Source organism: Mumia quercus (assembly GCF_025506335.1).
GTDB classification, from domain to species: Bacteria; Actinomycetota; Actinomycetes; order Propionibacteriales; family Nocardioidaceae; genus Mumia; species Mumia quercus.
Window position 1 is genome coordinate 432,764 of record NZ_JANZYO010000005.1, and the last position, 25,118, is coordinate 457,881.

The following is a 25,118-nucleotide window of genomic DNA, read 5'->3' on the forward strand; positions in this document are numbered from 1 at the left end:
TCCCATATGACGAGCAGCATCCAGGCAGCACCCGCGCCGCAGGTCGCGATCAACGACATCGGCAGCGAGGAGGACTTCCTCGCAGCGGTCGACAAGACCATCAAGTACTTCAACGACGGTGACATCGTCGACGGCACCATCGTCAAGGTCGATCGTGACGAGGTTCTCCTCGACATCGGCTACAAGACCGAAGGTGTCATTCCCTCGCGGGAGCTGTCCATCAAGCACGACGTCGACCCCCACGAGGTCGTCTCGGTCGGCGACGCCGTCGAGGCCCTTGTCCTCCAGAAGGAGGACAAGGAGGGGCGTCTGATCCTCTCGAAGAAGCGGGCGCAGTACGAGCGCGCCTGGGGCGACATCGAGAAGATCAAGGACGAGGACGGCGTCGTCGAGGGCACCGTCATCGAGGTCGTCAAGGGCGGCCTCATCCTCGACATCGGCCTGCGTGGCTTCCTGCCCGCGTCGCTCGTCGAGATGCGTCGCGTCCGCGACCTCGCTCCGTACGTCGGCCAGAAGCTCGAGGCCAAGATCATCGAGCTCGACAAGAACCGCAACAACGTGGTCCTGTCGCGTCGTGCCTGGCTCGAGCAGACGCAGTCGGAGGTTCGCCAGAACTTCCTCACGCAGCTGCAGAAGGGTCAGATCCGCAAGGGCGTCGTCTCGTCGATCGTCAACTTCGGCGCGTTCGTCGACCTCGGCGGTGTGGACGGACTCGTCCACGTGTCCGAGCTGTCGTGGAAGCACATCGACCACCCGTCCGAGGTCGTCCAGGTGGGCGACGAGGTCACGGTCGAGGTCCTCGACGTCGACATGGACCGCGAGCGCGTCTCGCTGTCGCTGAAGGCGACCCAGGAGGATCCGTGGCAGCACTTCGCCCGGACCCACCAGATCGGCCAGATCGTCCCGGGCAAGGTCACCAAGCTCGTCCCGTTCGGTGCGTTCGTGCGCGTCGAGGAGGGCATCGAGGGCCTGGTGCACATCTCGGAGCTCGCCGAGCGTCACGTCGAGATCCCGGAGCAGGTCGTCCAGGTCGGCGACTCGGTGATGGTCAAGATCATCGACATCGACCTCGAGCGTCGCCGCATCTCGCTGTCGCTGAAGCAGGCCAACGAGACCGAGGTCGCCCAGGACGCGGACGAGTTCGATCCGACGCTCTACGGCATGGCTTCGTCGTACGACGCCCAGGGCAACTACATCTACCCCGAGGGCTTCGACCCGGAGACGGGCGAGTGGCGCGAGGGCTTCGACGAGCAGCGTGAGACGTGGGAGCGGCAGTACGCCGAGGCCCACGCCCGCTGGGAGGCCCACAAGAAGCAGATCGCCGACGCCGAGACCGCAGCCCGCGAGGCCGGTCAGAGCAACGGCGGCTCGTACTCGAGCGCGGCTCCGCAGGAGTCGTCGTCCTCGTCGAGCCGACCGTCCACCGGTGGTGGCGGCGGTGGCGCCCTCGCCTCGGACGAGGCACTGCAGGCGCTGCGTGACAAGCTCACCGGCGGCGAGTGATCTCTCGCCACGGCTGACGCCTTGATGACGAGGCCCCTACCCGTCCGGGTAGGGGCCTCGTCGCGTCCCGGCCACGCTGGGTAGCCTTGCCCCGTGCGCTTCATCCTCGACCCCAAGCCGGTGGACGCCGACCCGGTCACCGACGTGGCGATCGCGCACGCGCTCCTGCGCCTGGCGTCCGAGGGTGAGCTCGGTCCGACCGTCCGGATCAGCGTGCCGGGGGGACCGACCGCCGCCTTCGGGCGCTCCGACGTCCGTCGCCCGGGCTTCGTGTCGGCGGCAGAGGCGAGCCGCGCGCTCGGGTTCGCGCCGATCGTGCGCGGCGCCGGCGGACGCGTCGCGGCGTACACCGAGAAGACGTTGGTGATCGATCACGTCAGTCCGGACCCCGACCCTGGCGCCGGCATGCGCGACCGTTTCCGTGACTACGGGACGCTGCTCACCAGCGTGCTCCAGGAGGTCGGGGTCGACGCGCGCGTCGGCGCCGTGCCGGGGGAGTACTGCCCCGGTGAGTACAGCGTGAACGCGCGCGGTGTGGCCAAGCTCGTGGGGACGGCGCAACGCATCGTACGAGGCGCGTGGCTGTTCAGCGCCGTCGTCGTGCTCGGAGACGGGCCGTTGCTGCGCGCGACGCTCCCGATCGTCCACAACAGGCTCGAGCTGGCGTTGCGGCGCAGGTCGATCGGATCGGTCTTCGAGGAGGCTCCTGGTCTCGACGTCGACGCGGTGGCCAGCGCCCTTCTGCGCGCGTACGACCGCATGACGGACGTCGAGGTCGTCCCGCTGGAGGACGCGATCCTCGACCGGGCAGACCGTCTGCGTCCTGACCACCGGCCCGTACGCCCCGGCGTCGGGTCGAGGAGGTCGGCGTGACTCGCGTGGGCCTGACGGGCGGCATCGGGGCGGGCAAGAGCGCGGTGACGGCGCTGCTGCGCCAGCGCGGGGCGGTGGTGATCGATTCCGACGCGCTGGCGCGGGAGGTGGTCGAGCCGGGCACGTCCGGGCTCGACGCGGTGGTGGAACGCTTCGGTGAGTCGATCCTGGGTGCCGACGGGCGGCTCGACCGGCCCGCGCTGGGGGCGGTGGTGTTCGCCGACGAGCAGGCCCGCCGCGACCTGGAGGCGATCATCCACCCGCGCGTCCGGGCGCGTGCCGCGCAGCTCGAGGCCGAGGCCGGGCCCGACGCGATCGTCGTCCACGACGTCCCCTTGCTGGTGGAGACGGACCAGGCCGGGCTGTACGACCTCCTGGTGGTCGTGGACGTCCCCGTCGAGACCCAGATCGAGCGGCTGGCGGCGCGCCGCGGGATGTCGACGGACGAGGCCGAGAGCCGTATCGCCGCCCAGGCGACCCGCGAGCAGCGCCTCGCGGCCGCCGACGTGGTTCTCGACAACACGGGGTCGCTCGACGACCTGGCGAAGGCGGTCGACGCGCTCTGGGAGAGGCTCGCGTCCCGCTGACACGGGCTTCTGCGGTGGCGGAGGCCGCCGATCGGGTGTGGCCTAGGCGCCATGACGGTCACACGATTCCAGGACCTGCCGTTGGCCGACCGCGACCGGGCGTGGGACGGGGCGGCGGCAGAGAAGAGGGTCCGCTCCTGGGCGGACGCCGAGGACGCGCCGAACGCCAAGTACCGCGACGCTCACGTCTGGTACGACGGTGACTCCCCGGACAACTTCACCTCGTACAAGCTGCTCATCGCCGACGTCGTCGACGGACGCCTGAAGGCGGTTCCGCGCGGTGTCATGGCGGCGGCCGGCGTGCTCGAGGGCGCGCGCGGCGGTGTCGACATCCCCGCCGACGACGCGCAGCGGGCGCGCAGCCATCTGGCGCGCTACTACGAGAAGATGGGCGACCAGCCGCCCTGGTGACATCGGGAGCACGAAGGCCGGCGCCTCGACCGTGAGGGTCGAGGCGCCGGCCTCTCGTACTGCTCGGAGCTCGCTGCGCCCCCGTCAGGCGGCGAGGTCCGGGTCGGCGATCTTGCGGAGTCGCTGGATCGCCTCCCGCTCGAGCTGACGGACTCGCTCGGCGGAGATGCCGTGACGCTTGCCGATGTCGGCCAGCTTGTGCTGGCGTCCGTCGAGCAGGCCGTAACGACAACGGATGATGTCGGCCTCACGCTCGCCGAGGTGCTCGACGAGGCCGGAGAGCCGGTCGCGCGACTCGGTGTCGAGGACCGCGCTGTCGGGCCCGGGCTGAGTCTCCCGGGCGACGAGGTCACCCAGCGACGTGTCGCCGTCTTCATCGACGGGCGAGTCGAGGCTGACGTGGTCGCGACCCCAGGCGATGAGGTCGAGGACACGCTCGACCTCCATGCCGAGCTCCTCGGCGATCTCGGCGGGATCGGGCTCGTACCCGAGCTTGCGCTCGAGGTTGCGACGGGCGGCACCGACCTGGTTGAGCTCCTCCACGACGTGGACGGGGAGGCGCACGACGCGGCCCTGCTGGGCGATGCCGCGGGTGATGGCCTGGCGGACCCACCAGGTGGCGTAGGTCGAGAACTTGAAGCCCTTGAGGTAGTCGAACTTCTCGACGGCGCGGATCAGACCGGTGTTGCCCTCCTGCACGAGGTCGAGCAGCGGCATCTGAGAGCGTCCGTACTTGCGGGCGATCGACACGACGAGTCGGAGGTTGGCGGTGATGAACTCGTCGAGGGCACGCTCGCCCTCGGCGACCATCCACTCGAGCTCCTCGAGCGTCGCGTACTTCGGGGCACCGCCCTTCTTGCGCCCGACGCGGCCCTCGGCGATGAGGTGCTGGGCGAAGAGTCCGGCTTCGATGGTCTTGCTCAGCTCGACTTCCCGAGCGGCGTCGAGCAGCGGGGTACGCGAGATCTCGTCGAGGTACATCCCGACGCTGTCTCGTCCCTCGACCCGCTCGCGCACCTGAGTCGTTGCTGTCGTCACGCAGACCAGCTCCTTCACTTCGTTTGTTACTCGATCGTTGACAACACGATCGGCTGCCAGTCGATTCCGTCCGGCACTGGAAACGACGAACGAAGCGTGCTAATGGTGCCGGTCTCAGGTGTTTCTTAAGCGACGTCACAGGTCGCGACGAGACCGGAACGCTTCCAGATCAGCCCGAGAAGCCTGCAATGGCAGGCGAGGGGCCGGGCGTCGAAGACGCGCGGCCCCCAGTCTGCTCAGCGCTTCACGGTGTAGGTGGCCGAGACGAACGTGCCGTCGTGACGAACGTCACCCTGCACGAGGTCGAGCCTGCGCGGCAGCAGAGGGGCACCCGAACCGAGGGTGACGGGGGCGTACGAGATCTCGACACGGTCGAGGAGCCCGGCGTCGGCGAGCTGGCCGGCGAGGTCTCCGCCCCCGACGACCCACACGTCCTTGCCCCCGGCAGCCGCGACCGCTTCGGCGTGGACCGCGGCGACGTCACCCTGGGCGAAGTGGATATCGGCACCCGGGACAGCCGGGAGGTCGCGGTGGGTCATCACCCACGTGGGCGCGGTGTAGGGCCAGGCGTCGGGCTTCTCCAGGACCTTCTCGTGGTCGAGGATCCACTGGTAGGTGCTCGACCCCATGAGCATCGCGCCGAACCTCGTCGTGAGCGCGCTCATCTCCTCGGAGATGTCGTCCGAGAGCGGTTGTGAGAGCAACCAGTCGAGAGAGTGGTCGGAGGTCGCGATGAATCCGTCGAGGCTGCTGGCCGTGTAGTAGATCGTCGAGCTCATCCGGACATGGTGACGCGCGCCACTGACAGTTCTGCTACTCGAGCAGCTCTTCCGGCGCGCCGAGGGTGTCGATCACCCAGGCGAGCTCGTACGCACGCTCCTTCCACGACTCGTACCTGCCGCTGACCCCGCCGTGCCCGGCGCTCATCTCGGTCTTGAGGAGGACGTCCGCGCCGGCGACCGCGCGCAAGCGCGCGACCCACTTCGCCGGCTCGACGTACAGGACGCGGGTGTCGTTGAGGCTCGTGACCGCGAGAATCTTGGGGTAAGGCTGCGCGACGACGTTCTCGTAGGGCGTGTACGACTTCATGTAGGCGTAGACCTCAGGGTCGTGGAGCGGGTCGCCCCACTCGTCCCACTCGATCACGGTCAGCGGGAGCGAGGGATCGAGGATCGACGTCAGCGCGTCGACGAACGGCACCACGGCGAGGATCCCCGCGAAGTCCGCAGGGGCCATGTTGGCGACGGCTCCCATGAGGAGGCCCCCGGCAGACCCGCCCTCGGCGACGAGGCGCTCGTGCGAGGTCCAGCCCTGCGCGACGAGGTGGCGGCCTGCGTCGACGAAGTCGGTGAACGTGTTCTTCTTGTGCAGCAGCTTGCCGTCGTCGTACCAACCGCGCCCGCGCTCGCCGCCGCCACGGACGTGCGCGACCGCGAACACGACGCCGCGGTCGAGCAGCGAGAGCCGCGTGACCCGGAAGCTCGGGTCCATGCTCGCCTCGTACGCGCCGTAGCCGTAGAGGAGAGCAGGGGCCGTGCCGTCGCGGGGCACGCCCTTGCGGACGACCACCGAGATCGGGACCAGCGTGCCGTCGCGGGCGGTCGCCCACTCGCGGTGCTGCTCGTACGCGGTGGGGTCGTAGCCGCCGAGCACGGGCTGCTGCTTGCGCAGGACCAGCTCGCCGGTCGCGACGACGTAGTCGTAGACGGTCTCGGGCGTGACGAAGGAGGTGTAGCCGAGACGGACGACCGGCTGGTGCCACTCCGGGTTCGCGCCGACTCCGGCGGTGAAGAGCGTCTCGTCGAAGGTGATGGGCTCCGGCGTGCCGAGAGGGGCGCCCGGCTCGGCGTCGGGGTCGAGCCGGACCACCCCGACCTGGCTCAGCGCGTCGCGACGCAGGCTCACGACGACGAAGCCGGCGAACGCGTCCACGTCCTCGAGGCGGGTGTCGTCGCGCTCGGCGATCTCCGTACGCCAGTGCTCGGGACCGGGGGTCTGCACCGGGGCGCTCGCGAGGGCGAAGTTGAGCGCGCCGTCGTTGTGCAGGATCAGGAAGCGGTCCTCGCCACCCATGACGACGTGCTCGACGGAGTACTCGACGCCCTCGCGCCGCTCGGCGACCACGCGGAACTCGCCCGTCGGGTCGGTCGCGTCGAGGACGCGGAGCTCTGTGGTGATCTTCGAGCCGGAGGCGATCACGAGGTAGCGGTCGCTGCGCGTCGCGCCGATCCCGGTGAAGTAGCGCTCGTCGGTCTCGTGGAAGACCAGCTCGTCGGCGTCGGACGACGTGCCGATCGCGTGGCGCCAGACCTTGTCGGGCCGCCAGGCGTCGTCGACCGTCGAGTAGTAGAGGTGGTCGGCGGCGAAGGACCAGGTCGCCCCGTACGAGACGCCGGTGATCTCGTCGCCGAGCAGCTCGCCCGTACGGAGGTCCTTGACGCGCAGCGTGAAGCGCTCGTCACCCTCGGTGTCGGTCGAGTACGCGAGGAGGCTGCCGTCCCGGCTCACGCTGAGCGCCCCCAGGGCGAAGTAGTCGTGGCCCTCGGCCTCCGCGTTGCCGTCGAGGAGCACCTCCTCACCCTCGACCGGGGCGCTGGAGTCGAGCTCGGGCGGTGTCCAGTCGTCGGGACCCGCGACCGGGCGCCGGCAGTGGACGGCGTACTCGCGGCCCTCGTACGTGCGTGCGTAGTACCACCAGTCGCCTCGACGGACCGGCACCGACAGGTCGGTCTCGAGCACCCGCGACTTGATCTCGTCGAAGATCCTCTCGCGCAGCGGGGCGAGGTGCGCCGTGCGCTCTGCGGTGTAGGCGTTCTCTGCCTCGAGGTACGCGAGGGTCTCGGGGTTGTCCTTGTCGCGCAGCCACTCGTAGTCGTCGACGACCTCGTCGCCGTGGTGGACGCGGACCTGCGGGTGCCTCTTGGCGACCGGAGGGGTGCTCATGGCTCGACCGTACCCGGTCGCAACGCCGGGTCGTCCGCGTCGAACGTCCGCACCGGACCGGGCCCGCTCGTCCGCGTCTCGAAGCGCACCGTGACCCGGCCGATGCCCGATCCCCAGACCCACCCCGGCCCGAGGTCGGCGTGCACGACGTCGGCGCCCGCAGGCCACCGCGTACGGGCTCGTACGGACGCCACCGGGACGGCAGCCACCTCGGTCGCGGCGTCCTCGAGGGGCGGCTCCTCGTCGGACACGAACAGGTCGTCCTGCACCCAGTCGGCCATGCCGGAGACGCCGACGCCGAGCAGGCGCAGTCCGGACGACGTGTCGACCTCGGCGAGGAGTCCGGTCGCGGTCCGGGCGATCGTGCGCGCGTCGTCGGTCGGCCCGGCGAGGGTGGCCGACCGTGTGTGGGTCTCGAAGTCGTGGTGACGGATCTTGAGCGTGACCGTGCGTCCGGACATCCCGCGCTCGCGCAGCCGCGTCGACAGACGACGGCTCATCGTCGTGGCGATGTCGGCCAGGACGCGCGGGTCGGTGATGTCGGTCTCGAAGGTGTCCTCGACGCTCAGCGACTTCGTCTCCCGCTCGGCGACCACCGGGCGGTGGTCGATGCCGCGGGCCAGCGCGTGCAGGGACGTCCCGTACGCGGTGCCGAGGAGCGAGGTGAGCTCCGTGGTGTCGAGGCCGCGCAGCTCCGAGACCGTGTGCACGCCGACACGGCGGAGCCGCTCGGCGGTGGCGGGGCCGACACCGGGGATCGCGCGGACCGACATCGGGGCGAGGACGTCCAGCTCAATGCCGGGCTCGACCACGTGGACGCCGTCGGGCTTGGCGAGCTCGCTGGCGATCTTGGCGAGGAACTTCGACGAGGCGATGCCGACCGAGGCCGTGAGCCCGCCGGTCCGCTCCGCGATGTCGGCGCGCACCTGCTCGGCGAGGGCGCGGGCGCCCTCGAGGTCGAGGAACCGCGACTCCTCTCCGGCCGCCAGGTCGACGAACGCCTCGTCGAGCGAGAGGGGCTCGACCAGGGGCGAGATCTCGCGCAGCCGGCCCATGACGATCCGGCTGGCCTCGCGGTAGGCGTCGAAGCGTCCGGAGAGGTACGCCGCGTGCGGGCACCGCGCCCGCGCCTCCGCCGTCCGCATCGCCGACCGGACCCCGTACGCCCGCGCCTCGTACGACGCGGTCGAGACCACGCCGCGTGGTCCCAGACCGCCGACGACGACCGGCTTGCCCCGCAGCGACGGTTTGTCGCGCTGCTCGACCGCGGCGAAGAACGCGTCGAGGTCGAGGTGGAGGACGGTGGCCTGGCGGCGCATGCGTCCATTGTCTCCGGCTGCTCTGACGGGGCTGCCTGTGGACGACCCGATCGGCTGTCCACAGCCCGGCCGAACGAGCGCCCGCGCGGCTGTCCGGGCGCACCACGCTGTCAGCCATGACCGACGTGATCCGCGCCCGCACCCTTGCCGACCTCATCAGCGCCGTGCCGGCGATGTTCGGCTTCCACCCCGAGGAGTCCCTCGTGGCGTTCTGCCTCGACGGCGAGCGCCGCCGGATCGGGTTCCGCTTCCGCGCGGACCTCCCGCCGCCAGACGTTGCCGCGGCGCTCGCCGAGTCCCTCGTCGGGCACCTCGTCGCGCAGCAGCCGGAGGCGGTGGTCGTCCTCGCGTACGGCGCCGCCGACGACCGGTGCGCCCGTCCGGCGGTCGAGGCGCTCGTGGCGCTGCTGGAGCAGGCAGGCGTGCCGGTCGCCGAGGCGGCACGCTTCGACGGCGCGCGCTACTTCTCCTACACCTGCGACGAGCCGCGCTGCTGCCCGCCTGAGGGCGTCCCGTGCGATGTCGAGGGGTCCGCCGTGCTCGCGGAGGCGGTCTTCCGCGGCCAGGAGATCCTTCCCGACCGGGAGGCGCTCGCCCGCCGCTTCGCGCCGGTCGCCGGTCCGGTCCGTGACGACGTGCAGCAGGCGGCGGGTCCGCAGCTGACCGCGCTCGCCGGCGCGGCCGCCGGCGCGGTCGACCCCGAGCAGGACCTTCGCACCCTGCGGGCCGGGCTCGACCGCGTCGTCGCCGTCCTCGACGACGCCCTCGAAGGCGCTGACGACGAGGCGGTGGTCGTCACGGCCGAGCAGCTCGCGACCTTGGGCGTCTGGGCGACGCTGGTGGTCGTCCGCGACGTCGCGTGGGCGCGGATCACCCACGAGAACGCGGCGCGCTCTCTCGAGCTCTGGCGCCAGGTGGCGGTCTCGGTGGACGAGCCGTTCCAGGCTCCGGCGCTGTCGCTCGCCGCGTTCGCCGCATGGTTGAGCGGCGACGGGGCACAGGCGCAGTGCGCGCTCGACCGCGCGCACGTGGTCGCTCCCGACTACTCGATGGCGAGGCTCGTCCAGTCGGCGTTGTCGGGGTGTCTCGATCCGCGGTCCTGGCCTGAGATGGACGTCGACCAGGTGCTGCGGAGCGTGCCCGGGCTCTCCTAGGCTGGGAGCGTCCGCGACGGGGAAAGCGACCGGCGAGTCCAGGAGGACGTGATGGGGCAAGAGGTCGACGAGCAGGTCTTCACCCGCGAGGACCGGACCGCTTTCCGGGAGAAGGTGCGTCGAAGTCTCGACGTCTTCTCGCGGATGCTGAAGGACACCCGCTTCGACGCTGCGCGTCCGATGACCGGCGTCGAGATCGAGCTCAACCTCGTCGACGGTGAGAGCGCCCCGGCGCTGCGCAACGCCGAGGTCCTGTCGGCGATCGCCGACGACGACTTCCAGACCGAGCTCGGACAGTTCAACATCGAGATCAACATCGCTCCGCGGCCGCTGGACGGCACGGGCCTGCGGACGTACGAGAAGACGATCCGCGACGCCCTGAACCACGCCGAGGAGAAGGCACGCACCGTCGGCGCCCACCTGACGATGATCGGCATCCTGCCGACCCTGCGTGCCGGCCACATGACGCCGTCGACGATCTCGGCCAGCCCGCGCTACGCGCTGCTGTCGGAGCAGGTGCTGGCGGCCCGTGGCGAGGACATCGCCATCTCGATCGCGGGGGAGGAGCGTCTCTCCACGACCTCGGAGTCGATCATGCCCGAGGCCGCCTGCACGAGCGTCCAGCTGCACCTCCAGGTCGCCCCGTCGGAGTTCGCCGCCTACTGGAACGCCTCCCAGGCGATCGCCTCGACCCAGCTCGCCCTGGGGGCCAACTCGCCGTTCCTGCTCGGCAAGCAGCTGTGGCACGAGACGCGCATCCCGCTCTTCGAGCAGGCGACGGACACGCGCTCGGAGGAGCTCAAGGCCCAGGGCGTCCGCCCGCGCGTCTGGTTCGGGGAGCGCTGGGTGACCTCCATCTTCGACCTCTTCGAGGAGAACGTCCGCTACTTCCCTGCGCTGCTCCCCGTCCTCGAGGACGAGGACCCCGAAGCCGTCCTCGCCGCCGGTGACATCCCGTCGCTGGCCGAGCTGCGGCTGCACAACGGCACCATCTACCGGTGGAACCGGCCGATCTACGACGTCGTCGGCGACCGCCCGCACCTGCGTGTCGAGAACCGCGTCCTGCCGGCCGGGCCGACGGTCGTCGACACGGTCGCGAACGCGGCGTACTACTTCGGGCTCGTCCGCGCCCTTGTCGACGCCGACCGCCCGCTGTGGACGCAGATGTCGTTCAGCGCCGCCGAGGAGAACTTCATGGTGGGCGCGCGCGACGGTCTCGGCGCCAGCGTCTACTGGCCGGGGATCGGCACCGTCGGGGTCACCGAGCTGGTGCTGCGGCGCCTCCTCCCGCTCGCCTCCGAGGGCCTGGACGCCCTGGGGGTCGATCCGGCCGACCGGGACTTCTACCTCGGCATCATCGAGCAGCGCTGCCTGACCGGCCGCAACGGGGCGACCTGGCAGATCGAGCGGTTCCGGACCCTGTACGAGAGGGCCGGCACCGATCGTGCGGAGGCGTTGCGTGCGATGACCCAGGACTACCGCGAGCGCATGCACGCCAACGAGCCGGTGCACACCTGGGACTGACTCACGGGCGTGCCCGGCGCCCCGTGGTGCCGTCGGGCACGCTCACCCAGCCGGTGTGTGTCACCACCAGCAGGGGTGGCGGCGCAGCCGTAGGGGCGTGCCGAAGCCAGGCCGCGTACCAGGCCAGGTCGTCGGGACGGAGCCGCAGGGCGCCCGTGCGCTCCCAGACCACGAGCGCCGTCTGCGGGCCGGCGTCGTACGGCGACAGCAGCCGGCGCACGACCTCGCTCCGGAGCCACCCGTCGAGCCGCGCGGCGACGCGTGAGGGAGCGGACCAGCGGCTGAGCGGGGTGGCCCTGTCGGCGTCGTACGTCCACACGGCGAGCGCGGGGTCGCGGGGGCCGTTGTCGGACCCGCGGGCCCTCCTGTCGGCCAGCGTGGTCGCGAGACGCTGGGCCGCCTCGGGGGAGAGCCCCGGCAGCGGGGGAGCGGGTGTCGGCCGGCGTGTGGTCATGCCGTCAGCGTGTGTCCGCCGAGCGGGCGTCCGGCGCGGCTGTCCACACCCCTACCGCCGGGTGCCGCGGCACGCCGATCGGGGATAGTGTCGGAGCACGTTCACAACGGGAGGTAGAGGATGGGCACGATCGTCGTGGGATACGTCCCCAAGCCCGAGGGCCGAGCGGCTCTCGCACGAGCCGTCGAGGAGGCGAAGCTTCGGGGAGCGCACCTCGTGGTGGTCAACTCCCACCGCGGTGGCCGGGACTTCGACGACGAGGACGCCGTCAAGACCGAGGAGCAGCTCGCGGAGGTGCGCGCCCAGCTCGCGGACTCCGGCGTCGACTCCGAGGTGCGCCAGCTGGTCCGCGGCATGGACCCGGCCGACGACCTCGTGAAGGTCGCCAACGAGACGGGCGCCGACTTCATCGTGATCGGCCTGCGCCGCCGGTCGCCGGTCGGCAAGCTCATCCTCGGCAGCAACGCCCAGCGCGTCCTCCTCGATTCGTCCTGCCCGGTCCTCGCGGTCAAGGCCAGCAGCTGACCGGACGACGCCGCGCGCTCACGCATGGCCGCGGCGTAAGCGGCAACCGTGCACCAAAGGTCGCGTTTCGGTCACGGTCCGCGACTCGGCCGAAGGCGGTTCGTGGTTCGCTCGGGGCGCGTGGCACACTGGACGGTGCCGCGGTTGACGGGAGGCCGGTTGATCGCGCCCTCGAACGCTCGCAGCGACCTTTTGGTCCGTACACCCCAAGGGAGTCTCCTCGTGGTTTCAGCGCCCGACAGTCGAGCACGTAAGACAGTCGTAGCGGAGGCTGGTTCCCGCACCACCGTCAAGGCGACGACCGAGTCGGGCGCCAAGGCGCCTGCGAAGAAGGCTGCTCCGGCGAAGAAGGCAGCCGCCAAGAAGGCTCCTGCCAAGAAGACGGCGGCCAAGAAGACCGCCGCGAAGAAGGCAGCCGACGTCGACGTCACCGCCAACGCGATCATCGTCGACGAGAACGGCAAGAAGGTCCTCCCCGACATCTCGGACGAGGTCTTCGAGAAGGACCTGAAGACCGACCCGACGCTCAAGGAGGACGAGGCGTCGGGCTTCACGATCTCGGCGGCCGACGACACCGACGAGCCCGAGCAGCAGGTCACCGTCGCCGGTGCCACCGCTGACCCGGTCAAGGACTACCTCAAGCAGATCGGCAAGGTCTCGCTGCTCAACGCCGGCCAGGAGGTCGAGCTCGCCAAGCGGATCGAGGCCGGGCTCTTCGCCGAGGAGCAGCTCGCCACCGCCAAGCGGCTCTCGGAGTCGATGCGCGAGGAGCTCGAGTGGATCGTGGAGGACGGTCGCCGCGCCAAGAACCACCTCCTCGAGGCCAACCTGCGCCTCGTCGTCTCGCTGGCCAAGCGCTACACCGGCCGCGGCATGCTGTTCCTGGACCTCATCCAGGAGGGCAACCTCGGTCTGATCCGTGCGGTCGAGAAGTTCGACTACACCAAGGGCTTCAAGTTCTCGACCTACGCGACGTGGTGGATCCGCCAGGCGATCACCCGCGCGATGGCCGACCAGGCCCGCACCATCCGCATCCCCGTCCACATGGTCGAGGTCATCAACAAGCTGGCCCGCGTCCAGCGCCAGATGCTGCAGGACCTCGGTCGCGAGCCCACTCCGGAGGAGCTCGCCAAGGAGCTCGACATGACGCCGGAGAAGGTCGTCGAGGTCCAGAAGTACGGCCGCGAGCCGATCTCGCTGCACACCCCGCTCGGCGAGGACGGCGACTCCGAGTTCGGCGACCTCATCGAGGACTCCGAGGCGATCGTCCCGGCCGACGCCGTGTCGTTCACGCTCCTGCAGGAGCAGCTCCACGCGGTGCTCGACACGCTGTCGGAGCGCGAGGCGGGCGTCGTCTCGATGCGCTTCGGCCTCACCGACGGCCAGCCCAAGACGCTCGACGAGATCGGCAAGGTCTACGGCGTGACGCGCGAGCGGATCCGCCAGATCGAGTCCAAGACGATGAGCAAGCTGCGTCACCCGTCGCGCTCGCAGGTGCTGCGCGACTACCTCGACTGAGCCTGCGAGCCCGCTGGACTGTTTCCGCAGGTCAGAGTGGCTTTACGTGCGCGGCGGACCCACTTCGCGGTCTCTATGGCGTTGTGAGTCCAGATATTCAGAGCACGCCCGGTTCGCGCAACGAGGCCGTCCGGCTCTCCGCTCTCCGCCAGGATTCCGTGCACGGAATCCGAACGGATGATCAGACAACTGAGCTTGTTCGTCGGTGCCAGGTGGTCAGGGAACGGCAGGAGGTTCAGCTTCAGCCGCGGAAGCAATCCGCTCATCGAGGCGCACATTGAACGCCGCGAGTTGCGTGGGGTCCTTGAGGTAGTACGTGCACGCCGCCGTGAGAATTGAAAGGGTGGCGAAGAGGGGGTGCGGGTTGGCCTCGGGCCCCGACTGAAGCAGCAGTGGCATCTGTTCCTTCACCGCATTGGCCAACTTGTTGAGCGCCTCGGCGAACGCTGGCGAGGCGGCCTCGATCTCGATGGCGAGCGTGTGTGCGCTCATCACGACGTCCCAGGCTGCGTTGATCGCTTGAGGAGGGTCGCTCGCGGCGAGCTGGCCGGGGCGACGCGCGGCGCGGCTGAGGGCTCGGACTTCACCGATGGTCTCGATGTCCATGGCGAGCCTACGCTCGGCGCCCCAGGTGAGACGAGCGCCGAGGAGAGCGAAGCCACCACCAACGACACCTCCGATGACAGCACCGACGAGTGAGATCACGAAGTCGCTCATGCCGCGAACCTAGACCCCGCAGAGTGCCGGTGGCCCGCCCGTGGTCGCGCGTGTCGGTTCGACCGCGCGGCGAAAAGGTTCCGACCTAGGTGCCGTGCCCAGGGCAGGATTCGTGGTGGCATGGCAATGCCGCGCACTGACAGAGTCGCTGGTGTCCAGCGATTCTGTACGGAGTTGAGTCGTGGAGACTGCGCGACTACCTCGACTGAGACGCAGCCCTCCAGGACGACCACGAGCGCCGCGTACGGGATCGCCGTACGCGGCGCTCGCGTCTGTCGCCGTCGCCGTTCCGCGGTCAGCGCCGGCTGACAGCGCCCCAGTCGACGAGCTTGAAGTTCGTGCTCGTCCGCGGTTGGCCGTCCGCCCCCGTCTCGTACGGGGTGGCGTCGCCGTCGTGCACGACCAGCAGGCCGCGCGGGAAGGCGCGACCGAGCGGTGTGGTGACGACCGCGGCGCCGTCGCTGTGCTGGACGCCGTCGGTCGCCCGCGAGTCGCCGATCGCGATGGTGCGCTCCGGCTTCCAGCCCCGGTCGATCCGGAAGGTGGCAAAGGTGCTGTCGCCCTGGCTGGAGGCGACGAGCGTCCGCCGGCCCCGGGCCCGTAGGCGATCGCCAGGCCTTCTGCGTCGGCGCGCAGCCGGTGCCCGCCGGAGGGCGAGGTGCCGGTGACCGTGCACTCCTCGGTCTCCGGGTCGTACGAGGCGGGCGCGCCGAACTCGCGTACGCGTTCGACGAGCGTCGGGCGGCCGAGCCCGTGCCGGCCGAGCGGGATCCGCCAGACGCCGACGTCCTCCTGCGCCGCGTACAGCACGTCCTCGTCGACGTCGACGACCATGCCCTCGACCTGGGGGCCTTCGCCGGGTTCCCCGCACGGGCTCCACGTGCCGCCCTCGGCGAGGGTGAAGGTGCTAGGGAGGACGACGCGGTCGACCGGCGCGTACGAGACGCCGCCGCGTGGCGTCACGACGACCCGGAACAGCCCGACGGTCGTCCGGTTGCGCTGACTCACGACGACGTACGGCAGTCCGCCGGCGGGATCAGGGCGGACCGTCAGCCCGTACCCGGTGTTCTGGTCCTCGACGGAAGCCTCGTCGGGCGCGAAGAGTCGCGGCGCGGAAGTGTCGGTCACGTCGCGCAGGACCTCTCCGCCTCGCGACGCGTCGGGCGTGAGCGCGTAGAAGCGCAGGCGGTCCCGCCCCCGGTCGCTGACGACGGCGAGGTCCGTACGAGTGCCGCCCAGATGGACGTCCAGGGCAAGGTCGACGTTGTTGAACCGGCTCGACTCCAGCCCCTCAGCGGGGGCGGCGGGCGCCGCGACGTGCTGCACGAGCCGGCCGCGCAGGTCGTACGCCGCGAGCCCGCCGTTCTTCAGGGTGCCGAGGACGAGACTGCGCGAGCGGTCTCGTGGGGCGACCCAGATGGCCGGGTCGTCGGCGTCGGCGAAGCCGCCCGGCTCGTCGTCGAAGACCGCGGGTGTCTCCGACACCGCGGCGATTGGCTGGACAGCATCGGGCGAGTGGTCGGCCGCGGCGGCACCGGCGGCGGTGAGCACGGACGCCGCCCCGACGAGACAGACGGCGAGGCTGCGAGAGCGGGGTGGTCGGGCCACGGGAGGCTCCTGGGGTGAGGTGGTTCGGTCGGCAACACCCTGGTGCTGTCCGGCAACCGGCTGGTGGCGACGGCATGTCGTCGCGGCGACGTCTTGATGACCCGCTGGTTGCGCCGCGCGGATAGCCTGAACGCATGTCCTCGACGAGCTCGCCGACGCGCCGGTCGTACCTCGGCCCGGTGGTCCCGGTGCTGGTCCTCCTCGGCGTGATGTGGCTGCTCGAGATCATCGACGCGGTGCCGGGTGTGTTCCTGGACCAGCACGGCATCCGGCCGCGGGACACCGACGGCTTGTACGGGGTGGTGGCGGCGCCGTTCCTGCACGGCGGGTTCGACCACCTGATCGCCAACACGACGGCGTTCCTCGTCCTGGGCACGCTCCTCGCCTACACCGCCCGCTCCCGCTTCTGGCCGGCGACGCTCGGCATCGTCCTGCTCGGCGGACTGGGCACGTGGCTCATCGGCGCGCCGTACACGGTCCACATCGGCGCGAGCGGCGTGATCTACGGCTACGCGGCCTTCCTCGTCGTGTGGGGGATCGTCACGCGGCGGGTGGTGTCCGTGCTGGTCGCGGTCGTCGTGGCGGTGCTGTACGGGGGGATCGTCGGCGGGATCCTGCCGGGCCAGGCGGGCGTCTCGTGGGAGGGCCACCTGATGGGCGCGCTCGCCGGCATCGTGATGGCGTGGTGGCTCGGGCGCCGCGACAACCGCGAGCGCCGGGCACAGCGGCGGACCCAGGCGTACTGACTCAGCTCGCGACGAGCCCGGCCACCCACACGGTGGTCGACAGCAAGCCGCCGGTGAGCTCGATGAGGATCGAGAGCCCGGCCGCCTTCATCGCGTGCTTGGTCGCCGTCCAGGCGGCGGAGTGGATGCGGAGCCGGTTCAGCTCCCAGGCGTAGACGCCGAGGACGAAGCCGACGAACAGCCCGACGAACGGGATCACGAAGAACCCGACCACCCCCAGCACGCCACCGGCCAGCATCGCCTTGCCGGGGACGCCGGCCTCCTTGAGGCGCTTGCCGGGGACGAGGTACTGCACGACCAGCGTCAGCGCGTAGATCACGGTGCACACCGCGAAGACGACCCACCCTGTCGTGGTCCCGGTGGCCACCGCCCACACGCCGATGGCGGCCCAGATGAGCAGCGAGCCCGGCAGGACGGGGACGACGATCCCGGCGAGCCCGACGAGGATGGCGAGGCCGACGAGGACGGTGCCGAGGGTTCCCATGGGGGAAGCGTGCCAGAGGAGTTGGGCGGTGGGACCGGCGGTGCGCCGTACGCCCTCAGAACGCCGTCACGAATTGTTACGCTACGCATCTGGCGCTTCGGCGCGGTGGGACGATAGAAACGTCCCACGTCACGTACCACGCGTGACCGGCCGGAGGATCAGGTGCAGATCGGACGACGGCCGCGTCTCGCGGCATTCCTGGCGACCTCGCTCGGCGGGGCCCTCGTGGCGGGAGCGCTGGCGTTCGCGCCAGGCAGCGCCGTGGGAGAGACGACTCCGGCAGCCCCGGCGCCGTCGCCGCTCGGATGGGCGAGCGTGAACCTCGTGCCGGACCTCGTACAGGTGGGCCACGGCCTCGCCGCGGCCGACGGACGTACGGTCGTGGGCGTCGCCAGCGGTTGGTGGGAGTCGGCCTCGATCCCCAAGAGCGTGCTCCGGATGTCGACCGACGGGGGGCGTACGTTCGGTGCTCCTCGGGACCTGTCGGGCTACCCGCTCGCGGTCGCGGTCGAGGGCGAGCGCGCGTGGCTCGTCTCGTCGCCCGGCGGCCCTTCCCCGGAGCTCGTCGTCGAGACCTGGGGCGTCGGAGGGAGCACCCCGCTCACCACGTTCCGGACGAGCCTGCCCAACGTGCCGCAGGACGCAGCGATCACGGTCTCCGGCGACGACGTCGTCGTGGCGGCAGGTCTCTCGGGAGGTGCTCTGGTGTCTCTCGCGAGCGGGGATGCGGGGGTGACCTTCGGCGAGCGCGTCCAGGTCACGACCGACTGGGCGGTCGGGATCGATGCCGCGGTAGCGGCAGGGCGGACCGTGCTCGCGTACGGCGTGCGGCCGGGAGGCGACTTCGACGTCGAGGTCAGGACGTCGGACGACACCGGCGCGACGTGGAGCAGCGGCACGCTCGTGGGGGCCGACGCGACGAAGTCGCCCTCCCTTGCGGTGGGCACGCACGGATTCAGCCTCGGCGTCGTCCGCAGTGGGCGCGTCGCGGTGCTCTCGTCGGCGGACGGGAAGACCTGGGACGCAGGCACCTCCGTCGCGCCCGTCCCGGCGGGCGAGATCAACTCATCCGTCGCCGCCCATGGCGACACGGTGTACGCGACGTCCGACGGCACCCGCATCTACGCATCGACCGCGGGGTCGGACTGGCAGCAGCTGCCCTCGCCTGCTCCGCTGGGCACGATGTTCCCGTCGCTGCCACCGGGCGACATCGACGGCTTCGTCGCCACCGACGACGGGGTCGGGGTGCTCAACCTCGGCGTGCTCGTCCGTGGCTACCAGGACACGCGGGCGCCTGCCGTCCGTTTCACGGCCGTCCCGCCGGCGATCACCACGGTCGCGAGGCACCTCGTCCGGTTCACCTCGACCGACCCTGACAGCCCCGGCGCCTGGTCCCGGTACGAGTGCGCGTACGGGAGCAACGAGTTCCGTCCGTGCACGAGCCCGCACGACCTGGCGGAGTGGTATCCGCACCTGCACGACGCGGCCCAGTCCTTGCGCGTCCGCGCCGTGGACGCCGCCGGGCACGTCTCCGCAGTCGCGACGGCGCGCTGGATTCTCGACGAGGCCGCGCCGTACAACGTCTTCGCCGCTGCCAAGAGCAACGTGACGCTCAGCTCCCGCGCGAGCTTCCGCTGGGGCGCCGACGACCCTGAGTCCGGCGTCGCGTCGTACGACCTGCGGTGGTCCTCGACGTCGCAGAAGGCCTCGCGGATGTCACGGTCCTGGCGGACCAGGAGCGCCGTGAAGACGACATCGGGCTCGTTCGGCGTCGCGCGCGGCAAGATCGTCTGCCTCCAGGTGCGCGCACGCGACCGTGCGGGACGCGTCTCCGCGTGGTCGCGCACCGAGTGCGTCGCGCGCACGTACGACGACCGCGGGCTCGCGCGCTCGGGCAGTACGAAGAAGCTGCGGCACAAGCGGTTCGTGGACGGGAGTGCGACGCGGATCCGCTCCGGCGGCGAGGTCAGGCTGCGGGAGGTCCGGCGCGGGTCGGACGTCGTGGTCGTGTTCAAGCGCGAGCCCGGCCGGCGTGGGTTCACGATCCGTCGGCCCGGCGTCTCCAAGGACTACGTCGATACCGCGGGACGGGTCAAGTACCGGGTGGTGAGGATGGCGGCGGAGCCGCGTCAGCGGCGTGCGGGCACCCTCCGCATCAGCGGCGATGGCGTCCTGGACGGGATCGCGGTCCTCCCGCGCTGGGCCAGGTGAGCTGAGACTGCGAGGGCCCCGTACCGATCCGGTACGGGGCCCTCAGCACGTCGTGCGTAGTCAGCGTGCGGGGAGCTCAGCGCTCCTCGGCCGGCGTCGTCGCCGAGGTGTTGGTCAGCTTGTCGGACTCGTCGTGGATGGTCGCAGCGACCTCGCGCAGCTTCGCGTCGTGGGCGCGGGCGTGGTGGGCGCAGAACAGGAGCTCGAAGCCGCTCGAGAGCTCGGCGCGTACGTAGGCCTGGGCTCCACAACGGTCGCAACGATCAGCGGCGCTGAGGGCAGCGGTGGGGGCGACAGCAGTTGTCACGTCTGACCTCTTCTCTACTCGACGGCGGACCAGGTGGTCCGTCTGGTTCAACATCCAACCACGGGTAGGTGTTCCCGTGCCGGTCATCCCGGAGATGCCGACACCTCGACCGTACCCGTCAGCGACAACCTCACTCCTGCAGGTCCGCAGCGTGTGGCGTGCGACACGCGGGGCGCGGACCCCCTACAGGCTGACGGAATCGCCAGACCCGCTCGGTAGATTGGCTTCGTCGCACCCGGCCACCCCGGGTCGTACGTCGCAGAAGGAGCCTGTCATCGACACCGAGTACAACGCCCGCAACCTGCTCGTGCTGGAGGGGCTGGAGGCGGTCCGCAAGCGCCCCGGCATGTACATCGGCTCCACGGACACGCGCGGCCTCATGCACTGCCTCTGGGAGATCATCGACAACGCGGTCGACGAGGCGCTCGGCGGCTTCTGCGACCGCATCGAGGTCGTGCTGCACCCCGACGGCTCCGTCGAGGTCCAGGACAACGGGCGCGGCATCCCGGTGGACACCGAGACCAAGACCGGGCTGTCTGGTGTCGAGGTCGTCTTCACCAAGCTCCACGCGGGCGGCAAGTTCGGCGGCGGCTCGTACGTCGCGACCGGCGGTCTGCACGGCGTCGGCGCGTCGGTGGTGAACGCGCTGTCGGAGCGCCTCGACGTCGAGGTCGCCAAGGACGGTGCGCGCTGGGAGATGTCGTTCCGCCGCGGGGCACCGGGCGAGTTCGCCGGCGACACGCCCGATGCGACGTTCACGCCCAAGAGCGGCCTGCGCAAGCTCGGCCGGATCAAGAAGACGACCACCGGCACCCGCGTCCGCTACTGGGCGGACCACCAGATCTTCATCAAGGGCGCCGAGTTCTCGTACGACGAGCTGGTCGCCCGCGCACGCCAGACGTCGTTCCTGGTGCCCGGCCTCGAGATCGTGCTGCGCGACTTCCGCGGCCCCGAGAAGCACGAGGAGTCGTTCAAGCACGACGGCGGCATCACCGAGTTCTGCGAGTTCCTGGCGCCCGACCCGGCGGTCTCCGACGTGCTGCGCCTGTCCGGCACCGGCCACTTCACCGAGACCGTGCCGCTGCTCGACGACAAGGGCCACATGACGCCGCAGGACGTCGAGCGTGACCTCGGTGTCGACATCGCGCTGCGCTGGGGGACCGGGTACGAGACGACCATGCGGTCGTTCGTGAACATCATCGCCACGCCCAAGGGCGGCACCCACGTCAACGGCTTCGAGCGCGCGCTCACCAAGACGTTCAACGAGGTCCTTCGCGCGAACCGCCAGCTGAAGGCGGGCGACAAGGACGTCATCAAGGACGACATCCTCGAGGGGATGACCGTGGTCGTCACCGTCCGCCTCGCCGAGCCGCAGTTCGAGGGCCAGACCAAGGAGGTCCTCGGCACGCCGCCGGTCAGCCGGATCGTCGCGAAGGTCGTCTCGGACGAGCTCAAGGCGTTCCTCACCTCCAACAAGACCGCGCACAAGGCGAAGGCGCGCGCGGTCATGGAGAAGGTCGTCTCGGCCGCGCGTACGCGGGAGATGGCGCGCCAGCAGCGCGAGACCCAGCGCCGCAAGAACGCGCTCGAGTCGAGCTCGCTCCCGGCCAAGCTCGCCGACTGCCGCAGCAACGACAACGACCGCACCGAGCTTTTCATCGTGGAGGGCGACTCCGCCCTCGGGACGGCGAAGTCGGCGCGCTCGTCGGAGTTCCAGGCGCTGCTGCCGATCCGCGGCAAGATCCTCAACGTCCAGAAGTCGTCGATCGCCGACATGCTCAAGAACGCCGAGTGCAGCTCGATCATCCAGGTCGTCGGCGCCGGCTCCGGCCGTACGTTCGACCTCGAGCAGGCGCGGTACGGCCGCATCATCTTCATGGCGGACGCCGACTCCGACGGGGCGCACATCCGCTGCCTGCTGGCGACGCTGTTCTTCCGCTACATGCGTCCGCTCGTCGAGGCGGGGCGCGTGTTCTCGGCCGTGCCGCCGCTGCACCGCATCGAGCTGACCAACCCGAAGAAGGGGATGGACAAGTACGTCTACACGTACTCCGACCCCGAGCTGCAGCGCAAGCTCGCCGAGCTGAGCAAGAAGGGCCTTCGCTGGAAGGACCCGATCCAGCGCTACAAGGGGCTCGGTGAGATGGACGCCGACCAGCTGGCGGAGACGACGATGGACCCGCGCCGCCGTACGCTGCGGCGCCTCACCGTCGACGACGCCGAGGAGGCGAGCGAGGTCTTCGAGCTGCTCATGGGCAACGAGGTCGCGCCGCGCAAGGAGTTCATCGTCCAGGGCGCGTACGAGCTCGACGCGGACCGCATCGACGCCTGACGTCGCGACGCCCGTCAGGGCATGAGCACGACCAGCTGCTGGGTCGCACGGGTCATGGCGACGTAGCGGTCGACAGCGCCCTCGATCCCGGCGCCGTACGACGCGGGGTCGACGAGCACGACGAGGTCGAACTCCAGGCCCTTCGCGAGCTCCGGCGTCAGGGATCGTACGCGGGGTGACGCGAGGGCGTCGCCGGCGTTCCCGTCGGCCGAGATCACGCAGACGATGCCCTCGTCGTGGGCGTCGAGCCACGTGCGGACGATCGTGTCCAGCTCCGCCTGCGACCCGCGGACGACGGGGACCCCGGTCTCGCGCACCGACGTGGGCACGTTCGCGTCCGGGAGCGCGGCCCGGATCACCGGCTCCGCCTCGGCCATCACCTCCGCCGGCGTCCGGTAGTTGATGCTCAACGAGGCGAGCGCGACCTGGTCGAATCCGACTCGCGAGAGCCGCTCCTCCCACGACTCCGTGAAGCCGTGCCGAGCCTGCGCCCGGTCGCCGACGACGGTGAAGCTCCGAGACGGGCACCGCAGGAGGAGCATCTGCCACTCGGCGTCCGTGAGCTCCTGCGCCTCGTCGACCACGACGTGCGCGAACGGGCCCGCCAGGAGGTCGGGGTCGGCGCTCGCCAGGACCGACGTGTCGACGAGCGAGTTCTGCATGTCGTTCTCCCGCAGCGTGGTCATGAGCAGCAGCTCGCTGTCGTCGGCCGCGATGAGCTCGTCGACCACGCGGGACATCTGCTCGCGCTCTGCTGCCAGCGCGGCCTCGTCGCGGTGGCGGCGCCGGGACGCCTCGGGGTCGCCGAGCCGTTGGCGTGCGGCGTCCAGGATCGGCAGGTCGGCGTCCGTCCACGCCTGGGCGTCGGGACGCAGCAGGCGCTCGACCTGATCGGAGCTCAGCCACGGCGCGCAGTGGCGCAGGTAAGCCCGTACGGTCCACAGGTCGGCGACGAGGTCCGTGGGCTCGAGCATCGGCCAGGCCCTCACGAGAGCCTCACGGAGCTCGGTGCTGCGCGCGAGCTCACGCCGGACCTCCTCCGCCGTCGGCCCGTCGTCGTCCTCGTCGAGCCCCAGCTTGTCGACCAGGATCGTCAGCAGCTCGTCCCAGACCTCGTCGCGCGCCTCGTTGTGGGGCGTCCCCGGCGAGGGCGCCCGGAACGCCTCCGCCCAGTCGTCGGCGCTCACCCACACGTCGGCCCACGGGGTGTCGACCTCCATCCCTTCGGTCGGCGGCTCCTCGTAGATGCCGACCGCCGCCTCCACGGCCCTCACCATGTCGACGGTCGCCTTCAGCCGCGCGACCTCCGGGTCGGACTCGGGCCGAGCGGTCGCCCCCTCGGGGACCAGGTCTCGCAGCGTGCAGGTCTGCACGCCTTCCTCGCCGAGGCTCGGCAGCACGTCGGAGACGTACGCGAGGTACGGCGCGTGCGGCCCGACGAAGAGCACCCCACCGCGCCGGTGGCCGAGCCGAGGATCGGAGTAGAGGAGGTGCGCCGTCCGGTGCAGCGCGACCACCGTCTTGCCCGTCCCGGGGCCGCCGTCCACGACGAGCGCGCCACGCGAGCCGGATCGGATGATCGCGTCCTGGTCGGCCTGGATCGTGCCGAGGACGTCGCGCATCCGCTCGGTGCGGCTGCTGCCGAGGGTGGCGAGGAACGCGGACTGGTCGTCGAGGGAAGCGGCGTGTCCGGCGAGGCCGCCTTCTGTGAACACTTCGTCCCAGTAGTCCGTGACCCGGCCGTCGCTCCAGCGGTAGCGACGCCGGCTCTCCAGACCCATCGGATGGGCGTGCGTCGCCGCGAAGAACGGCTCGGCGGCAGGCGAGCGCCAGTCGACGAGCAGGCGTCGCCCCTCGGAGTCGGTGAGGCCGAGGCGCCCCACGTACAGCGGCTCGTCCTCGCCCTCGGCGACGATGTGGCCGAGGCAGAGGTCGAGCCCGAAGCGGCGCAGCATCCGCAGCCGACCGGACAGCCGGCGGATCTCGATGTCGCGCTCGAGGGCCGCCTGGCCTTCGCCGCCAGGCGCCTTGCGCGTCGTCTCCAGGCGTGCGGTCAGGTCGGCGACCGTGCCTTCGAGACAGTCCGCGATCGCGGCGAGGTGTCGCTCGTCGCGGGCGATGAGGGCCGGGTCGGCCTTGGCGGAGAGGTGGTCGGGAAGGGCGAAGACAGTGGTCCGAGGACGGCTGGACGGCTGGTGCAAGGCGGCTCCGATCAGGAACGAGGGCCGCACGGCGCGGCCTCGGCCGATGATTCTCCGCCCTTGTGGGGGGCTTGTTTCAAGCCCCGGGGTCGGCTATACCTTGGAAAGGGAGAGGGAGCCGCACCCCCTCTCCTTTTCTTTGCCCCGGGCTCAGACGACCTGCTCGAGGAGCCCGGTGTCGACGTCGTAGAGGAACCCTCCGGCGCGCACGTGCGACGGGATCAACGGGTGCGAGTCGATCTTGTGCACCGACTCGGCGAGCTCGGCGCGCTGGTCGCTGATGGCACCCAGGAACATCCACGTCGCATCCGTGCCGGTCGCCTCGCCGACCCGCGCCTGCAGACCGGCCTCCGACGCGCTGGCCATCGCGCAGCGGGTGTGCTCGACGACCATGACGCGGTCGACCTTCAGCAGGTTCGCGCCGAGGACCAGCGCCACGAGGACCTGCTCGGTGACGCGGCCACCGGGGTTGCGCAGGATCTTGGCGTCACCGGGCTCCAGCCCGACCATCCGCAGCGGGTCGATGCGCGAGTCCATGCAGGTGACGATCGCGACACCCGCGCGGGCGACACCGTCGAACCCGGACAGGTCGAAGTGGTCGGCGTACTCGCGGTTCGCCGCCAGCAGGTCGTCGAAGCCGCGGTCATCGAAAGAAGACGTCAT

The 25,118-nt window shown here is 70.7% G+C and carries 22 protein-coding genes and 1 pseudogene; 11 read left to right on the forward strand and 12 right to left on the reverse strand.

Going from position 1 to position 25,118, the window contains the following annotated elements; translation table 11 throughout:
* The first annotated feature begins 6 nt into the window (after positions 1-6).
* The 4 genes from rpsA to NYZ95_RS14250 all read left to right on the forward strand — a co-directional run bounded on the left by rpsA (position 7) and on the right by NYZ95_RS14250 (position 3,374).
* Positions 7-1,503 carry a 30S ribosomal protein S1 gene (gene rpsA / locus NYZ95_RS14235; protein WP_262851968.1) on the forward strand — a complete coding sequence of 499 codons (1,497 nt, stop codon included), beginning with the start codon at positions 7-9 and terminating at the stop codon, positions 1,501-1,503.
* Positions 1,504-1,596: 93 nt separating this feature from the next.
* Positions 1,597-2,376 (forward strand): lipoate--protein ligase family protein, encoded by a 780-nt coding sequence (locus tag NYZ95_RS14240; RefSeq protein ID WP_262851969.1) that lies wholly within the window; start codon positions 1,597-1,599, stop codon positions 2,374-2,376.
* Positions 2,373-2,963, forward strand: coding sequence for a dephospho-CoA kinase (gene coaE / locus NYZ95_RS14245; RefSeq protein ID WP_262851970.1), 591 nt, complete (start codon positions 2,373-2,375; stop codon positions 2,961-2,963). The genes NYZ95_RS14240 and coaE overlap by 4 nt, the downstream gene beginning before the upstream one ends.
* Positions 2,964-3,014: 51 nt before the next feature.
* A complete protein-coding gene (locus tag NYZ95_RS14250; RefSeq protein WP_262851971.1) occupies positions 3,015-3,374 on the forward strand; it encodes a hypothetical protein in 360 nt (119 codons plus the stop codon).
* An 84-nt stretch (positions 3,375-3,458) separates the two neighbouring features.
* On the opposite strand, the gene NYZ95_RS14255 is transcribed toward NYZ95_RS14250, so the two are convergent.
* From NYZ95_RS14255 to NYZ95_RS14270, 4 genes are all read right to left on the reverse strand, one after another.
* Positions 3,459-4,355 (reverse strand): sigma-70 family RNA polymerase sigma factor, encoded by an 897-nt coding sequence (locus NYZ95_RS14255; RefSeq protein WP_262852049.1) that lies wholly within the window; start codon positions 4,353-4,355, stop codon positions 3,459-3,461.
* Between the two features lie 293 nt (positions 4,356-4,648).
* Positions 4,649-5,191, reverse strand: coding sequence for a dihydrofolate reductase family protein (locus NYZ95_RS14260; RefSeq protein ID WP_262851972.1), 543 nt, complete (start codon positions 5,189-5,191; stop codon positions 4,649-4,651).
* 34 nt (positions 5,192-5,225) lie between these two features.
* Positions 5,226-7,355: a S9 family peptidase gene (locus NYZ95_RS14265; RefSeq protein ID WP_262851973.1), complete on the reverse strand. Its 2,130-nt coding sequence runs from the start codon at positions 7,353-7,355 to the stop codon at positions 5,226-5,228.
* On the reverse strand, positions 7,352-8,674 hold the full coding sequence (locus tag NYZ95_RS14270) for a DNA polymerase IV (protein ID WP_262851974.1): 1,323 nt from the start codon (positions 8,672-8,674) through the stop codon (positions 7,352-7,354). The genes NYZ95_RS14265 and NYZ95_RS14270 overlap by 4 nt, the downstream gene beginning before the upstream one ends.
* 116 nt (positions 8,675-8,790) lie before the next feature.
* Here NYZ95_RS14270 and NYZ95_RS14275 point away from each other — a divergent pair, with 116 nt between their 5' ends.
* A complete protein-coding gene (locus tag NYZ95_RS14275) occupies positions 8,791-9,828 on the forward strand; it encodes a DUF4192 domain-containing protein (protein ID WP_262851975.1) in 1,038 nt (345 codons plus the stop codon).
* Between the two features lie 51 nt (positions 9,829-9,879).
* Complete coding sequence (locus NYZ95_RS14280) at positions 9,880-11,352, forward strand: glutamate-cysteine ligase family protein (protein WP_262851976.1); 1,473 nt, start codon at positions 9,880-9,882, stop codon at positions 11,350-11,352.
* Between the two features lies 1 nt (position 11,353).
* Here NYZ95_RS14280 and NYZ95_RS14285 read toward each other — a convergent pair whose 3' ends face one another.
* Positions 11,354-11,806 carry a hypothetical protein gene (locus NYZ95_RS14285; protein ID WP_262851977.1) on the reverse strand — a complete coding sequence of 151 codons (453 nt, stop codon included), beginning with the start codon at positions 11,804-11,806 and terminating at the stop codon, positions 11,354-11,356.
* Between the two features lie 120 nt (positions 11,807-11,926).
* Here NYZ95_RS14285 and NYZ95_RS14290 point away from each other — a divergent pair, with 120 nt between their 5' ends.
* Entirely contained in the window at positions 11,927-12,331 is a 405-nt protein-coding gene (locus NYZ95_RS14290) for a universal stress protein (RefSeq protein ID WP_262851978.1), read from the forward strand.
* A gap of 222 nt (positions 12,332-12,553) precedes the next feature.
* A complete protein-coding gene (locus tag NYZ95_RS14295) occupies positions 12,554-13,849 on the forward strand; it encodes an RNA polymerase sigma factor (protein ID WP_262851979.1) in 1,296 nt (431 codons plus the stop codon).
* Positions 13,850-14,065: 216 nt separating this feature from the next.
* On the opposite strand, the gene NYZ95_RS14300 is transcribed toward NYZ95_RS14295, so the two are convergent.
* The 3 genes and pseudogenes from NYZ95_RS14300 to NYZ95_RS20580 form a co-directional block, all read right to left on the reverse strand.
* A complete protein-coding gene (locus tag NYZ95_RS14300) occupies positions 14,066-14,566 on the reverse strand; it encodes a hypothetical protein (protein WP_262851980.1) in 501 nt (166 codons plus the stop codon).
* A 295-nt stretch (positions 14,567-14,861) separates the two neighbouring features.
* Entirely contained in the window at positions 14,862-15,446 is a 585-nt protein-coding gene (locus NYZ95_RS20575; RefSeq protein ID WP_372500485.1) for a phytase, read from the reverse strand.
* Between the two features lie 287 nt (positions 15,447-15,733).
* A pseudogene (locus NYZ95_RS20580) lies at positions 15,734-16,174 on the reverse strand (phytase); the annotation flags it as partial.
* Positions 16,175-16,308: 134 nt separating this feature from the next.
* On the opposite strand from NYZ95_RS20580, the gene NYZ95_RS14310 reads away from it, so the two are divergent.
* Complete coding sequence (locus NYZ95_RS14310) at positions 16,309-16,920, forward strand: rhomboid family intramembrane serine protease (RefSeq protein WP_262851982.1); 612 nt, start codon at positions 16,309-16,311, stop codon at positions 16,918-16,920.
* A 1-nt stretch (position 16,921) separates the two neighbouring features.
* On the opposite strand, the gene NYZ95_RS14315 is transcribed toward NYZ95_RS14310, so the two are convergent.
* Positions 16,922-17,404: a DUF456 domain-containing protein gene (locus tag NYZ95_RS14315; RefSeq protein WP_262851983.1), complete on the reverse strand. Its 483-nt coding sequence runs from the start codon at positions 17,402-17,404 to the stop codon at positions 16,922-16,924.
* A gap of 162 nt (positions 17,405-17,566) precedes the next feature.
* On the opposite strand from NYZ95_RS14315, the gene NYZ95_RS14320 reads away from it, so the two are divergent.
* The gene (locus tag NYZ95_RS14320; protein ID WP_262851984.1) at positions 17,567-19,615 is read left to right on the forward strand and encodes a DUF6242 domain-containing protein; all 2,049 of its coding nucleotides are present in this window, start codon (positions 17,567-17,569) and stop codon (positions 19,613-19,615) included.
* Between the two features lie 76 nt (positions 19,616-19,691).
* Here the strand turns inward: NYZ95_RS14320 and NYZ95_RS14325 are convergent, their stop codons facing one another.
* Positions 19,692-19,976, reverse strand: coding sequence for a DUF7455 domain-containing protein (locus tag NYZ95_RS14325; protein WP_279307700.1), 285 nt, complete (start codon positions 19,974-19,976; stop codon positions 19,692-19,694).
* 40 nt (positions 19,977-20,016) lie between these two features.
* On the opposite strand from NYZ95_RS14325, the gene NYZ95_RS14330 reads away from it, so the two are divergent.
* A complete protein-coding gene (locus NYZ95_RS14330; RefSeq protein ID WP_372500486.1) occupies positions 20,017-22,254 on the forward strand; it encodes a DNA gyrase/topoisomerase IV subunit B in 2,238 nt (745 codons plus the stop codon).
* Positions 22,255-22,268: 14 nt separating this feature from the next.
* Here the strand turns inward: NYZ95_RS14330 and helR are convergent, their stop codons facing one another.
* Both helR and NYZ95_RS14340 read right to left on the reverse strand, forming a co-directional pair.
* A complete protein-coding gene (helR, locus tag NYZ95_RS14335) occupies positions 22,269-24,455 on the reverse strand; it encodes an RNA polymerase recycling motor ATPase HelR (protein ID WP_262851986.1) in 2,187 nt (728 codons plus the stop codon).
* A 150-nt stretch (positions 24,456-24,605) separates the two neighbouring features.
* Positions 24,606-25,118: a beta-class carbonic anhydrase gene (locus tag NYZ95_RS14340; RefSeq protein WP_262851987.1), complete on the reverse strand. Its 513-nt coding sequence runs from the start codon at positions 25,116-25,118 to the stop codon at positions 24,606-24,608.